General features: G+C 37.9%; 13 protein-coding genes and 1 riboswitch. Of the genes, 12 read left to right on the top strand and 1 reads right to left on the bottom strand.

Going from position 1 to position 14,437, the window contains the following annotated elements:
- Positions 1-159: 159 nt before the first annotated feature.
- The 7 genes from ACXVWP_RS08815 (at position 160) to ACXVWP_RS08785 (ending at position 7,133) form a co-directional block, all read left to right on the top strand.
- Positions 160-591 carry a DNA polymerase III subunit chi gene (locus tag ACXVWP_RS08815; protein WP_049364362.1) on the top strand — a complete coding sequence of 144 codons (432 nt, stop codon included), beginning with the start codon at positions 160-162 and terminating at the stop codon, positions 589-591.
- A 73-nt stretch (positions 592-664) separates the two neighbouring features.
- Entirely contained in the window at positions 665-991 is a 327-nt protein-coding gene (gene yqfB, locus ACXVWP_RS08810) for a N(4)-acetylcytidine aminohydrolase (RefSeq protein ID WP_289902466.1), read from the top strand.
- A complete protein-coding gene (locus ACXVWP_RS08805) occupies positions 981-1,493 on the top strand; it encodes a hypothetical protein (RefSeq protein WP_289902465.1) in 513 nt (170 codons plus the stop codon). The genes yqfB and ACXVWP_RS08805 overlap by 11 nt, the downstream gene beginning before the upstream one ends.
- 89 nt (positions 1,494-1,582) lie before the next feature.
- Complete coding sequence (gene valS / locus ACXVWP_RS08800) at positions 1,583-4,447, top strand: valine--tRNA ligase (RefSeq protein ID WP_297569310.1); 2,865 nt, start codon at positions 1,583-1,585, stop codon at positions 4,445-4,447.
- Between the two features lie 85 nt (positions 4,448-4,532).
- Entirely contained in the window at positions 4,533-4,922 is a 390-nt protein-coding gene (gene vsr, locus ACXVWP_RS08795) for a DNA mismatch endonuclease Vsr (RefSeq protein ID WP_289902463.1), read from the top strand.
- Positions 4,903-5,970 carry a DNA cytosine methyltransferase gene (locus tag ACXVWP_RS08790; RefSeq protein WP_049355398.1) on the top strand — a complete coding sequence of 356 codons (1,068 nt, stop codon included), beginning with the start codon at positions 4,903-4,905 and terminating at the stop codon, positions 5,968-5,970. Before vsr ends, ACXVWP_RS08790 begins: the two co-directional genes overlap by 20 nt.
- A gap of 11 nt (positions 5,971-5,981) precedes the next feature.
- A complete protein-coding gene (locus tag ACXVWP_RS08785; protein ID WP_297569306.1) occupies positions 5,982-7,133 on the top strand; it encodes an HpaII family restriction endonuclease in 1,152 nt (383 codons plus the stop codon).
- Between the two features lie 157 nt (positions 7,134-7,290).
- Here the strand turns inward: ACXVWP_RS08785 and ydiJ are convergent, their stop codons facing one another.
- Positions 7,291-10,368, bottom strand: a complete 3,078-nt coding sequence (ydiJ, locus tag ACXVWP_RS08780; protein ID WP_369866783.1) for a D-2-hydroxyglutarate dehydrogenase YdiJ — start codon at positions 10,366-10,368, stop codon at positions 7,291-7,293.
- A gap of 399 nt (positions 10,369-10,767) precedes the next feature.
- Here ydiJ and ompA point away from each other — a divergent pair, with 399 nt between their 5' ends.
- The 5 genes from ompA (at position 10,768) to grxD (ending at position 14,194) form a co-directional block, all read left to right on the top strand.
- Positions 10,768-11,856 carry a porin OmpA gene (gene ompA, locus ACXVWP_RS08775; RefSeq protein WP_289902460.1) on the top strand — a complete coding sequence of 363 codons (1,089 nt, stop codon included), beginning with the start codon at positions 10,768-10,770 and terminating at the stop codon, positions 11,854-11,856.
- Positions 11,857-11,958: 102 nt separating this feature from the next.
- The gene (locus tag ACXVWP_RS08770; protein WP_049355394.1) at positions 11,959-12,540 is read left to right on the top strand and encodes a LemA family protein; all 582 of its coding nucleotides are present in this window, start codon (positions 11,959-11,961) and stop codon (positions 12,538-12,540) included.
- A gap of 9 nt (positions 12,541-12,549) precedes the next feature.
- Positions 12,550-12,999, top strand: coding sequence for a TPM domain-containing protein (locus tag ACXVWP_RS08765; RefSeq protein ID WP_049355393.1), 450 nt, complete (start codon positions 12,550-12,552; stop codon positions 12,997-12,999).
- Positions 12,992-13,792, top strand: a complete 801-nt coding sequence (locus ACXVWP_RS08760) for a TPM domain-containing protein (protein WP_049355392.1) — start codon at positions 12,992-12,994, stop codon at positions 13,790-13,792. Before ACXVWP_RS08765 ends, ACXVWP_RS08760 begins: the two co-directional genes overlap by 8 nt.
- Positions 13,793-13,867: 75 nt before the next feature.
- Complete coding sequence (gene grxD / locus ACXVWP_RS08755) at positions 13,868-14,194, top strand: Grx4 family monothiol glutaredoxin (RefSeq protein ID WP_049355391.1); 327 nt, start codon at positions 13,868-13,870, stop codon at positions 14,192-14,194.
- Positions 14,195-14,339: 145 nt separating this feature from the next.
- Positions 14,340-14,432, top strand: a riboswitch (TPP riboswitch).
- The last annotated feature ends 5 nt before the right edge of the window (positions 14,433-14,437 follow it).

Below are 14,437 nucleotides of genomic sequence, written 5' to 3'. Positions count from 1 at the left end.
AGGTTAAAAGTTACTTTTGTGATGTAGATCATAAAAGTGCGGTAAAAAATTTCCGTGTTTTTTCTATTTACGTTAATCACTTTGTTGATGATTTATTTTTTAGTGCTTTTTTGATAAAATCCGCCAGTTTACAAAACGATAAATGGGGAAGTCACAATCATGGCAAAAAACGCACAATTTTATCTCTTAAATCCAGAAAAGAAGATAACCGTTGAGCAACTTGCCTGTGATCTTGCCGCTCAAGCGTGGCGTTTAGGCAAGCGAGTTTTAATCGCGTGCGAAACAGAAGAGCAAGCATTTTTAATTGATGAAGCATTATGGCAACGGGATCCGAATGAGTTTGTTCCTCATAATCTTTCAGGCGAAGCAACACAATATGCACCGCCAATTGAGATTAGTTGGAAAGGCAAACGCAATGCCCAACGTCGTGACTTGCTGATCAATTTGCAAATGGAAGTGCCGGATTTTAGTCACAGCTTTACACAATTAATTGATTTTGTACCGGTAGAAGAAACGCAAAAAGCTCAAGCGCGTGAACGTTATAAACAACTGAGACAGTTAGGCTGGACGTTGAGCACGGAGCAGGTATAACGATATAAAAAACACCCCTCTTTGCCAAAGAGAGGGATGGTTACAAAAAACACTTAAAAATTGACCGCACTTTATGAACGATATTACCTTTTATCAACGCTTTGAAGCCGATATTCTCGCTGGGCGTAAAACCATCACGATTCGAGATAAATCCGAAAGCCATTTTAAAGCAGGTGATATTTTACGTGTGGGGCGCTTTGAAGATAATCAATATTTCTGCACGATTGAAGTGTTAAGTGTATCGCCGATTACTCTTGATGAACTGACGGAACAGCATGCGAAGCAGGAGAATATGAGTTTGGCGGAATTGAAACAGGTGATTCGGAGGATTTATCCGATTGAAGAACTGTTTTATGTTATTAGATTTAAAATAAACAAGGGGATTATTAATGAGTTTTGAGAATAACATTAGTCATAATCCTATTAAATGGCTTTTAGGTTCTGTAGTCGCGACAGCTATGACAGTCAGTACAGGAATGTTTTTTCTTATGCAATATATAAACTCTACAAATAATGAGACCTTAAAGAATAGAATTGAGCATTTTTCTCAGATGGAAATAGAGAAAGAAAGTGTTATCAATAAATTAAATAGTGAGAATCAAATTCTTAAAAGTGCCATAGAAAATAAAAAAATAGTCCTAGATGAAATTAATAAGAAATATAACTTACTAGAAAGTGATTATGAAAGATTAAAGAATGAAAAGACTAAACTGATCAAAAATGCACCTTCAAAAAATAGTTCTATCCTGACTAGAATAAAAGAATTGGAAAGTCAAAAGAAAAAATGTAGTGCATGGGTTTATCCTTCAAGTATATCTGAGCAAGAAAAAATAGATTCTTGCAACCAATATAATTTAGATATAGATAAACAAATAAATGATTTTTATAAGTCCTTACAATAATTAGTAATGTAGTAATGTAGGGTGGGCTTTAGCCCACCATTTCAATTTAAACGGTGGGCTAAAGCCCACCCTACAAAAAGAGAATAACAATGACACAAAAATTCGAAATGGCAGACCGTTTTAATCCGTCTGCGGTAGAACAAGCCCTTTATCAACATTGGGAAGAGAGCGGTTATTTTAAACCGTCTGAAAATGAAAACGCGCCGAGCTATTGCATTGCGATTCCGCCTCCGAACGTAACGGGTTCTCTACACATGGGGCATGCTTTCCAACAAACCTTAATGGATACCTTAATCCGTTTTAACCGTATGGAAGGGCATAACACCTTATGGCAAGCGGGAACAGATCACGCGGGTATTGCAACTCAAATGGTGGTGGAGCGTAAAATTGCCGCAGAAGAAGGCAAAACCCGCCACGATTATGGCCGTGAAGCGTTCATCAACAAAATTTGGGATTGGAAAGCCTATTCAGGTGGCACAATCAGCCAACAAATGCGTCGTTTAGGGAACTCAATTGACTGGGAACGTGAACGCTTCACCATGGACGATGGTTTATCCAATGCGGTAAAAGAAGTATTTGTTCGTTTGCATGAAGAAGGTTTGATTTACCGAGGCAAACGTTTAGTAAACTGGGATCCAAAACTTCACACCGCGATTTCTGATTTAGAAGTGGAAAACAAAGAGAGCAAAGGTTCGCTTTGGCATTTCCGTTATCCGTTAGCCAATGGTGCAAAAACAGCAGACGGTAAAGATTATTTAGTGGTGGCAACCACGCGTCCGGAAACCATGTTGGGCGATACTGCGGTAGCGGTGCATCCTGAAGATGAACGTTATCAATCTTTAATCGGTAAAACGGTCGTTCTGCCACTGGCTAACCGTGAAATTCCGATTATTGCCGATGAATACGTCGATCGTGAATTCGGTACAGGCGTGGTAAAAATCACCCCTGCGCATGACTTCAACGACTACGAAGTGGGTAAACGTCACAGCTTGCCGATGGTTAATGTGTTAACCTTAAACGCAGATATTCGTGATGAAGCGGAAATTATTGGCACAGACGGCAAACCACTTGCTGGCTATGAAGCGACGATTCCTGCGGATTACCGTGGCTTAGAGCGTTTCGCTGCACGTAAGAAAATTGTGGCAGATTTTGAAGCGCTGGGTTTATTAGACGAAATTAAACCACACGATCTTAAAGTGCCTTATGGTGACCGTGGTGGTGTGCCAATCGAGCCGATGCTAACCGACCAATGGTATGTGAGCGTGAAACCGCTTGCCGATGTGGCGATTAAAGCGGTGGAAGATGGCGAAATCCAATTCGTGCCGAAACAATATGAAAACCTTTACTTCTCTTGGATGCGTGATATTCAAGATTGGTGTATCTCTCGCCAACTTTGGTGGGGACACCGTATTCCTGCGTGGTATGACGCGGAAGGCAATGTTTATGTTGCGCGTAACGAAGAAGAAGTGCGGTCAAAATATAACTTAGATTCTACGGTTGAACTTAAACAAGATGAAGACGTATTAGACACGTGGTTCTCATCAGGCTTATGGACGTTCTCTACCTTAGGTTGGCCAGAGCAAACTAAAGAGCTCAAAATGTTCCACCCGACCGATGTGTTAATCACAGGCTTCGACATCATCTTCTTCTGGGTTGCGCGTATGATTATGTTTACGATGCACTTCGTGAAAGATGAAAATGGCAAACCACAAGTGCCATTCAAAACGGTGTACGTAACAGGCTTGATTCGTGATGAACAAGGCCAAAAAATGTCGAAATCGAAAGGTAACGTACTTGATCCAATCGATATGATTGACGGTATCAGCCTTGACGATTTACTTGAAAAACGTACTGGCAACATGATGCAGCCGCAATTAGCAGAGAAAATTGCTAAAGCAACGCGCAAAGAATTTGCTGAAGGTATTGCGGCTCACGGTACAGATGCATTGCGTTTCACATTAGCGGCATTGGCTTCAAATGGTCGTGACATCAACTGGGATATGAAACGTTTAGAAGGCTACCGCAACTTCTGTAACAAATTATGGAATGCAAGCCGTTTCGTCTTAACGAATGAAAAATTAGATTTAAGCGAAGGCGAGATCGAATTCTCATTAGCGGATCGTTGGATTCAATCAGAATTCAATCGCACAGTCGAAACTTTCCGTAACTCATTAAGCCAATACCGCTTCGACCTTTGTGCCAATGCAATTTATGAATTTACCTGGAACCAATTCTGCGACTGGTATTTAGAATTGACTAAACCAGTATTTGCAAATGGCAATGCAGCACAAATCCGTGCGGCAAGCCAAACCTTGGTTCACGTGTTAGAAAAATTATTACGTTTAGCACATCCGCTGATTCCATTTATTACCGAAGAAATTTGGCAAAAAGTGAAAGGATTCGTCGATATTACTGCTGACAGCATTATGTTACAACCTTTCCCACAAGTGGAAGAAAACGGCTTTGATCCAGAGGCGGAAGCTGAAATTGAGTGGTTAAAAGAAGTGATCGTTGCGGTACGTAATATTCGTGCAGAAAGCAACATCGCACCAAGTAAAGGCTTAGATCTGTTATTCCGTAATTTAAGCGTAGAAAACGCAAAAATTCTTGAAAAACAGACCGCTCTTTTAAAAGCCATGGCGAAATTAAATAACGTTCAAGTATTAGCCGCAAACGAAACCGCACCACTTGCGGTAGCGAAACTCGTTGGCAATGCTGAATTACTTGTACCAATGGCTGGCTTTATCAATAAAGAAGCAGAGCTTGCCCGTTTAGCTAAAGAGATTGAAAAATATCAAAACGAAGTTAAACGTATCGAAAACAAACTCAGCAACGAAGCCTTCGTCGCCAAAGCCCCGGAAGCGGTTATCGGCAAAGAACGCGAAAAACAAGCGGAATACCAATCTGGATTAGAAAAAATCCAAGAGCAGTATAAAGCGATTGAAGCGTTGTAGTTAGTCTTATTTGGTTGCTTTAAATTTACTGTTTAAACAGTATATCAGCTATGGATAAATTAACCCTTGAGCAACGTAAAAATGTATGAAAGCTAGTAGTAAGAATAAAGGGACAAAGCCTGAGTTACTACTAGCTAAATATTTATGGGCTTTAGGATTAAGATATCGTAAGAATGATAGAAGCATTTTTGGTACTCCCGATTTAAGTTTTAAAAGGTACAAAATTGCAATTTTTATTGATGGTAAGTTTTGGCATGGAAAGGATTGGGATATTCGAAAGTATGATATCAAAAGTAACAAAGATTTTTGGATTTCAAAAATTGAGTATAATATGAATAGGGATAAGAAAGTAAACGATTATCTTATTTCTAAAGGTTGGGTAATATTTCGATTTTGGGGAAAGGATGTATTAAAAAATCCTGAAAAGTTTAGTTTAGAGATACAGAAAGCAATTTATGAAAGATGTGTTAGATGATAACTTGTTAGAAGAACCCGCTGCACAATATAGTTTATTTGAACCGGAGTCTAAGCCTAATTCACAAGAAAAATTTACTTTTATTGATTTATTTGCAGGTATTGGTGGATTTCGTATTGCTATGCAAAATTTGGGTGGTAAATGCATTTTCTCTAGTGAATGGGATGAGCAGGCACAGAAAACTTATGAGGCTAATTTTGGAGATTTGCCTTATGGAGATATTACCTTAGAAGAAACAAAGGCTTTTATTCCTGAAAAATTTGATATTTTATGTGCTGGTTTTCCTTGTCAGGCATTTTCTATTGCAGGAAAACGTGGAGGGTTTGAAGATACTAGAGGGACTTTGTTTTTTGATGTTGCAGAAATTATACGTCGCCATCAGCCCAAAGCATTTTTTTTAGAGAATGTAAAAGGATTAAAAAACCACGATAAAGGTAGAACATTAAAAACTATATTGAATGTACTAAGAGAAGATCTAGGTTATTTTGTCTCTGAGCCAGAAATTATTAATGCTAAGAATTTTGGTGTTCCACAAAATAGAGAAAGAATTTATATCGTAGGCTTTCATAAATGCACTGGTGTTAATAGTTTTAGTTATCCCGAACCTTTAGATAAAATTGTAACTTTTGCTGATATTAAGGAAGAAAAAACTGTTCCAACTAAATATTATCTATCAACTCAGTATATTGATACTTTAAGAAAACATAAAGAACGTCATGAGAGTAAAGGTAATGGTTTTGGTTATGAAATTATTCCAGATGATGGAATAGCCAATGCGATTGTAGTTGGAGGTATGGGACGTGAACGTAATCTTGTAATCGACCATAGAATTACGGATTTTACTCCTACTACAAATATTAAAGGGGAGGTAAATCGTGAAGGAATTCGTAAAATGACTCCACGAGAATGGGCAAGGTTGCAAGGATTTCCAGATAGTTATGTTATTCCAGTCTCTGATGCATCAGCGTATAAACAATTTGGTAATTCAGTGGCAGTGCCGGCTATCCAAGCCACAGGTAAGAAAATTTTAGAAAAATTATGTTATTAGGGAATAGTAATATGGAAATTAGAGGCAATGTTGGCGAATGGAGTGAGCTGTATGTGTTGATAAAATTATTATCAGATGGAGTACTTTATCAATCGGATATAAATCTTTGTAGTGATAGTAATAATGCATATCAAGTGATAAAAGCTTTTAAGGACGAGGCGAATTATAGTTTGGAATTTGATAGAGTAGATAACCATTTAAAAGTATATCGTGTTATTAATGATGAAAATACTTTATTGAAGGAATATACATTTGATGATTTTAATGAGATATCAAAACAAATATTAGATTCAATAAAAACTAAATCAGAAAGAACGTTTTCTATTCCTAATATTCAACAGTTTTTATCTGATAACTGTATTCTTACTGCAAAAGCAAGCTCGAATTCTAAAGTCGACATAAGATTAAGAATTTATGACCATCGTCTGGCCAGTGAAACTGAATTGGGTTTTAGCATTAAATCTCTACTTGGAAGAAAATCTACTTTATTCAATACTGGACCAGGTAATAATTTTAGATATGAAGTTAAATTTTTAACAGACTCTATAAATATAAAAGAATTTAATGAGAGTACTATAATCGATAGACCCAAAATTGTATCGCGAATAAATAAACTAAATGAACTAGGTACAAAAATTTCGTTTGATAGAATTGACTCCAGGCAGTTACAGAAAAATTTAAAAATGATTGATGGTGATTTACCAGAGGTTATAGCTTGGAGTTTATATTATAGATATTTAAAAAACGAATCTTCTCTTTCCCAGATTGCCGAACTCTTGGAAAAAGAGGAACCGTTAGATTTTTATGAGACCGATGATGATAATAAGCAGAGAATGTATGTTTATAAATTAAAAAAGTTTTTAGCAGAATCAGCTATGGGGATGACTTCTGAAAATATTTGGCTTGGGGAATATGATTCATTTGGAGGAGTTATTGTTGCTAAGAATGATGGTGATATTGTTTGTTTTCATATTTATGATTTTAATTTATTTAGGAATTATTTATTGAATAACACAAAGTTTGAACAGGCATCAACTGGTGAGAATGAGAGCCAACCAGGACTAAAGGATCCTAATGCTAAGAAAAAATATTATTTTGGTTGGTTGTATAAAGAGAATGAAAGCCACTATATTAAATTAAATTTACAAATCAGGTTTAATTAGAGGTATAAAATATCTGGAATAATTCATATGTTACTTTCTATTTTAAATTTAAAAATAGCGGTAATTTTACTGTGATTTCAATAAAAGAAAGCGGTCAGATTTAAAATCTGGCCGCTTTTTTATTTTCTACGATATTGTGGTAAGTAGAAAATCTATTTTAGTGATTCAATACTTCAAGCAATGCTTGAACAGGGTGTTTTAAGATGGCTTTTTCATATCGTTTCACTTGGCTACGGCAGGAATAGCCGGTCGCGAGACAATGATTCGGATCTTTACCTTGTAATTTTTTGCCCCAAGATACGTCGTAAATATCTTTCGACATGGTTTGATTTTGTACTTCATGGCCAAATACACCCGCCATGCCACAGCAGCCGACTTTTTCAACGTTCAAGGTTTGTCCAAATTGCGCAAAAATATGTTGCCATTCTTTGGGACTGTTTGGCATGAAGGTGGATTCAGTACAATGAGGGAATAAATGCCACTCAAAAGTGTGGTCAGATTTTGCAATATTTTTCACCGCACTTTGTAATGCGTTACTTTCTAATTGATTGGTCAGCCATTCATGTGCTGTGAGTACATGGAAATCACCGCGAGAATCACCTAAAGCCTCTTTATATTCATCACGATAAGAAAGCACAATAGCTGGATCTACGCCGACCAAAGGCACATTTAATTTAGCGACGCGATTTAAAAACTCCGCTTGTGTTTTAGCGGTTTTACTAAAGCGAGCTAAAAAACCTTTAATGTGCATGGCTTTGCCATTGGGTTTAAAAGGCAGAAGGATTGGATCGAATCCTAATTTTTGCGTGAGAGCCACGAAATCACGTACCACTTTGGCATCGTAATAAGAGGTATAAGGATCTTGTACGATAAAGAGCATATTGGTTTTTTCGACAGCACTGAGACCTTCCAATTCTTCTAATTTTTTGCCTTGGTAGCCAATTTCCACTAATTGCTGTTGAAGGTTTGGCTCTGAAAGGAGAGGCAAATCGGTCATGCCCAGTGTTTTTTCAACTAAGCTTTGAGTAACTTTCAGTTTGGTGAAATAATTGAATAATGCCGGTTGTTTTGCCATATAAGGTGCAGCAACTTCTAAATTTGCCACAATATAATCTTTGGCTGGGCGCAAATAACGACTGTGGTAGAAATGGAAAAATTTCGCACGGAAACTTGGTACATCAATTTTAATCGGGCATTGGCTTGCACAGGCTTTACAAGCCAGACAAGTATCCATTGCCGCTTTTACTTCATGTGAGAAGTCATATTCACCACGCCATTTCTGCACGCTATTGCGGAAACGTTCCACAAGTGCGGTCAGTTTCACTTGTATTTTATGAAAATCTAATTGATCAGGCGATACGTTTTCATTGGCCATTAATCGCAGCCATTCACGCACCATCGCGGCTCGTCCTTTTGGCGAGAATACGCGATTTTTACTCACTTTCATGGAAGGGCACATAATGCTGTGCTCATCAAAGTTAAAGCAAAGTCCATTTCCGTTACAGTTCATCGCGCCTTTGAATTCGTCTCGCATTTGAATTGGAATTTGGCGATCATTGTCCGCACGCATTGGCGAGAGAATGGAATAGAGTTCCGCATCGCTATTAAGTGGCGTACAGATTTTACCTGGATTCAGACGATTGTTTGGGTCAAATAAGAACTTCACATAACGTAACTCTTGCCAAAGTTCAGGCGTAAAGAACTTCTCGCCATAATGAGAACGTACGCCTTTACCGTGTTCCCCCCATAGTAAACCGCCGTATTTCACGGTGAGTTCTGCCACTTCATCTGAAATTTGTTTAAAGAGTTTGACTTGTTCTTTATCGCATAAGTCTAAAGCCGGGCGAACGTGCAATACACCGGCATCCACATGGCCAAACATCCCATATTGCAGATTGTGACTATCTAATAAAGCTCTAAATTCTGCAATGTAATCCGCAAGATGTTCTGGTGGCACACAGGTATCTTCCACAAAAGGAATCGGTTTGGCTGCGCCTTTCGCATTACCTAATAGCCCCACCGCTTTTTTACGCATGGCGTAAATACGTTCAATAGAAGGCAAGTCAGAACAAAGTTGATAGCCGATAATATGATCTTTGCCTTGTGCAATTTTTTCATCTAATTGCTGACAAAGTGCGGTCACTTGGCTGTCGATTTTAGCTTGATTGTTGCCCGCATATTCCACAATGTTTAAACCAAGAATTGGCTTTTGTTCTTCTTCTGTTAAAAGTTCTTTCACTGAATGCCAAATAATATCTTGCTTAGCGAGGTTCAGCACTTTGGAATCAACAGTTTCAACTGAAAGGGCATTGGCTTTCACCATAAAAGGCGCATTGCGAAGGGCGGCATCAAATGAGCTGTACTTCACATTAATTAAGGTGCGATATTTCGGAATCGGTAATAAATTGAGTTTAGCTTCGCAGATAAACGCAAGTGAACCTTCTGATCCCGTTAAAATTTGGGTGAGATTAAATTCACTTTCATCGTTATTAAAGACATTCTTAAGATCGTAACCGGTGAGAAAGCGATTGAGTTGTGGTAAATCTTGAATGATTGAGGCACGTTTCTCTTTACAACGTTGGAAAATCGTTTGATGTAGCGTTTTTCCATTTTCTGCAAGCGGGTAGCTTTCTAAAACATCGTCGGATTTGACCGTACTTGTATCTAATATTTCACCATTCATCAAAACAGAACGTAATGCTAAAACGTGATCAGAAGTTTTTCCGTATTGCAGTGAGCCTTGACCGGAAGCATCGGTATTAATCATGCCACCGAGAGTTGCTCGATTACTGGTAGAGAGTTCTGGCGCAAAGAATAAGCCGTGAGGTTTTAAAAATTGATTGAGTTGGTCTTTTACAACACCTGCTTGCACACGAACCCAACGTTCTTCTATATTAAGCTCCAAAATGCCTGTCATATGGCGAGAGAGATCCACAATAATATTGTTATTAATAGATTGCCCATTTGTGCCCGTGCCACCACCACGAGGTGTAAAGCTTAAGTGAAGGTATTTCTCTTTATTGGCTAATTTGGTGATGCGTACCACATCAGCAACAGATTTAGGGAATAAAATAGCCTGTGGAAGTTGTTGATAGACGCTGTTATCCGTAGCAAGACTTAAACGGTCTGCATAATTTGAGGCAATATCACCTTCAAAATGCTGTTTTTGGAGTTCGTTAAGATAATCGCTTACTACATGATTAAGTTGAGGTACATTAGAAAGACGGGGCAACATAAAATCACTCACCTATATAATAGAGAAGAAAGTGAATTTGATGATATATGAAGCTCAAAAAAAAGTCGATTTTAATAGCTGTTTTTTGTTAAAATTGGAAACGGGTTACGAATCATCCTATTTTTTTTGTGAATAGATGTTCATTTTATTAACTATCTGTTCGTAAAATAACCAAAAAGGCAAAAAAAGTTTGATCTTTAATGTTTTTATAGGATAATAGACTTACTTTTGAACGTTCCTTTGGCTATGGCAAAGGAATTGAATTTGTCAAAAGGATAAGTTAGGGCAAATTCAAAACCCTAGTTAAGCAAATGTTTAGAGTGTTTCTTTTTCGTAAAGTTCACAATAAACAAGGAAACTTTTATTATTAATAACGATGACTAAATAGAGGACATCAAAATGAAAAAAACTGCAATCGCATTAGTCGTTGCTGGTTTAGCAGCAGCCTCAGTAGCTCAAGCAGCTCCTCAAGAAAATACTTTCTATGTAGGTGCTAAAGCAGGTCAAGCATCTTTCCACGATGGTATTAAAGCTAATTCAGCTGGCAAAGCATTAAACTTTGGTGAAGGTTATCTTCGTAACACTTTAACTTACGGTGTATTCGGTGGTTACCAAATTTTAAATCGTGATAACTTCGGTTTAGCAGCAGAAGTTGGTTACGATGATTTCGGTCGTGTTAAATTCCGTGATGCAGGTGAAACCTCATTCAAACACACTAACCATGGTGCTCACTTAGGTTTAAAAGGTAGCTATAATGTTGGTGGTTTAGTATCAGCTTTAGACGGTTTAGATGTGTATGGTCGTGCAGCTGCAGCATTAGTTCGTTCTGACTATAAAGAATATGCAGCTGAAGGTGGTAAATCTTTCAAAGAGCACAGCTTACGTGTTTCTCCGTTATTTGCTGCGGGTGTTGAATATGCATTACCTTCATTACCTGAGTTAGCATTACGTTTAGAATACCAATGGTTAGCTCGCGTAGGTAAATTACGTAATTACAATGGTGTTGAAGGTCAAGCACTTGATTACAACCCATGGATCGGTTCTATCAACGCTGGCGTATCTTACCGTTTCGGTCAAGGTGCTGCTCCAGTTGTTGCACCTGAAGTGGTAAGCAAAACTTTCAGCTTAAACAATGATGTGACTTTCGCATTCGGTAAAGCTAACTTAAAACCTCAAGCACAAGCTGTATTAGAAGGTATCTACGGTGAAATCGCACAAGTTAAAAGTGCTAAAGTAGCTGTTGCAGGTTATACTGACCGTATCGGTTCTGAACAATTTAACTTGAAACTTTCTCAAAAACGTGCAGACTCTGTTGCTAACTACTTAGTAGCTCGTGGTCTTCCAGCACAAGACATCTCAGCAACTGGTTATGGTAAAGCTAACCCAGTTACAGGTGCAACTTGTGATGCGGTTAAAGGTCGTAAAGCACTTATCGCTTGTTTAGCACCAGACCGTCGTGTTGAAATCGCAGTTAACGGTACTAAATAATTTTATTTAGTTATCCATTAACGGATTAACATTAGAAGACCTAAACTTCGGTTTAGGTCTTTTCTTATATAAATTAAACCTATAAATTGAAGGAATTTTTGAATGAAAAAGTGGATTATCTTGATTATTATCGCGGTTGCTGTAGGTTTAGGCTTAATGTCTAGCTACAATGGCTTAGTTAAAGCAGAAACTGAAATCGATTCTGTTTGGGCAAATGTTGAATCATCTTATCAACGTCGTGCAGATTTAATTCCAAACTTAGTGAATACAGTGAAAGGTCAAGCTAACTTTGAACAACAAACATTAACTAATGTAATCGAAGCTCGTGCGAAAGCGACACAAACTAAAATTGACCCGTCTAATTTAACGGAAGAACAATTAAACGAATTCCAACAAAACCAAAATCAAGTGGGTTCAGCATTATCTCGTTTACTTGTTTCGGTAGAACAATACCCCCAATTAAAAGCTCATGAAGGCTTTATGAATTTACAATCTCAACTTGAAGGGACAGAAAATCGTATCAATGTCGCTCGTAATAAATTCAATGAAGCCGCGCGTATTTATAATGAAAAAGTACGTCAATTCCCAACAAAATTAGCGGCAATGATTTTTGGTTTTAAAGCAAAACCTTATTTTAAATCAGCTGCTGGCTCAGAAAATGCACCAACTGTAAACTTTAACTAAGGTTTATCTATGCCATTCTTTTCCAGAATTCCGGTAGATAAAAAGCAAATCGAGGCGGCGATTAGTCGCCTCGAAAGCTTAAGTTCGGCTGAGTTACGTGTTTATATTGAACGCAAAGTACCCAAGGTTTCAACACAACTGTCTGCGATGGAACGTGCTTTAGAAGTATTTGATGAACTGGAAATGCATAAAACAGCGGCACAAAATGCCGTGTTGATTTATGTGGGATATAAAAATCATCTCTGTGCAATCGTAGGTGATAAAGGCATTCATCAATTTGTTGATGTGGCTTATTGGCAGTTACAATGCGATTTAATGATTGAGCAGTTTAAACAAAAAGCTTATACACAGGGCATTGTCGATGCGATTGATCGTATCTGTGATATTTTATCTCGCCATTTTCCTATTCAGCCTGATGATGTGAATGAATTATCTAATGAGGTAATTATTAATGGCTAAGCTTTTATCTTTTATGAAAAGTGCGGTTATTTTTAGCCTTATTTTTTTTGCTCAAATGGTTGTTGCGGCAGAATTTCCGCCTGCACCAAATCCTTTTCATTACATTAACGATTACACCAACACGCTTTCTGCAGAACATAAGCAAATTTTAGAAAATAAACTAATTGCTTATAGTAAAGAAACGAGTTCACAAATCGCGGTTGTTTTGGTTCCGACAACCGGTGAATATGAAATTGCTGATTATACCTTTGCTTTAGGTGATAAATGGGGGATTGGACGTAAAAATCTGAACAATGGCGTGTTGATGCTGATTGCGAAGGATGATCGAAAAGTCTTTATCGCAACAGGGCAAGGTTTAGAAGGTGTATTGCCTGATGCTTTTTTATCGCAAGTCATCCGTTCGGCCATTTTGCCACAATTTAAACAAGGTCAATATGCCCAAGGTATTAATGATGGCTTAAACCAAATTATTGCGGCAAGTAAAGGCGAGTTTGATGCAGCACAAGTTGAAGAAGATGCGTTTGATAAGTACATCCCATTCTTAATGGTATTGGCATTTATTGCTATTGTATTATTTGGTGAATTCCAATATCACAAAGATGAAGTCTATATTAGCCCGAATCAACGTGATCAACTGAATAAAATCATTCGTCAAAGTACGATTTCTCGTCGTCGTGGTGGCGGTTCTGGTTTCGGAGGCGGATTTGGTGGAGGCTTCGGTGGCGGTGGTTCTTCCGGTGGTGGCTTTGGTGGCGGTGGCTTTGGCGGCGGCGGAGCGGGTGGAAGTTGGTAAGACCAAGTCTTTCACTCAGGTTCTATCTTATGCTAGAATAGCGTCTTATTCAGACTTATTTGAACAAGGAACATTATGGAAACATTAGACAAAATCAAAAAACAAATCGCTGAAAACCCAATTTTAATTTACATGAAAGGTTCTCCCAAATTGCCTTCTTGTGGTTTCTCTGCGCGTGCATCTGAAGTATTAATGAATTGCAAAGTACCTTTCGGCTATGTTGATATTCTTCAACACCCAGATATTCGTGCTGAATTACCGGCTTATGCAAACTGGCCAACTTTCCCACAATTATGGGTAGAAGGTGAATTAATTGGTGGTTGTGATATTATTTTAGAAATGTACCAAACGGGCGAACTTCAAACTTTATTAAGCGAAGTTGCGGCTAAACATCAAGCTTAATTGACGATAGATTACCAAGATAAACCTGCTTTTTAGCAGGTTTTCTTTTGCTCAAAAAATGATAAACCTGTTATAAAAATGTGATCAGATTAACATTTTTAAGTTAAATAACTTGTTGATAAAATTCCCTTACGTTAGACTACGTAGAACTTAGTCGGGGTGCCAATATTAATGGCTGAGAAACACCCGTGAACCTGAAACAGATAATGCTGGCGTAGGAAACTAATTATCCCATTATGCTGT

It is taken from the genome of Haemophilus sp. SZY H56 (assembly GCF_054332415.1).
The sequence above is the reverse complement of the archived record's forward strand: the minus strand, read 5'-3'. Positions and strand labels throughout refer to the sequence as shown.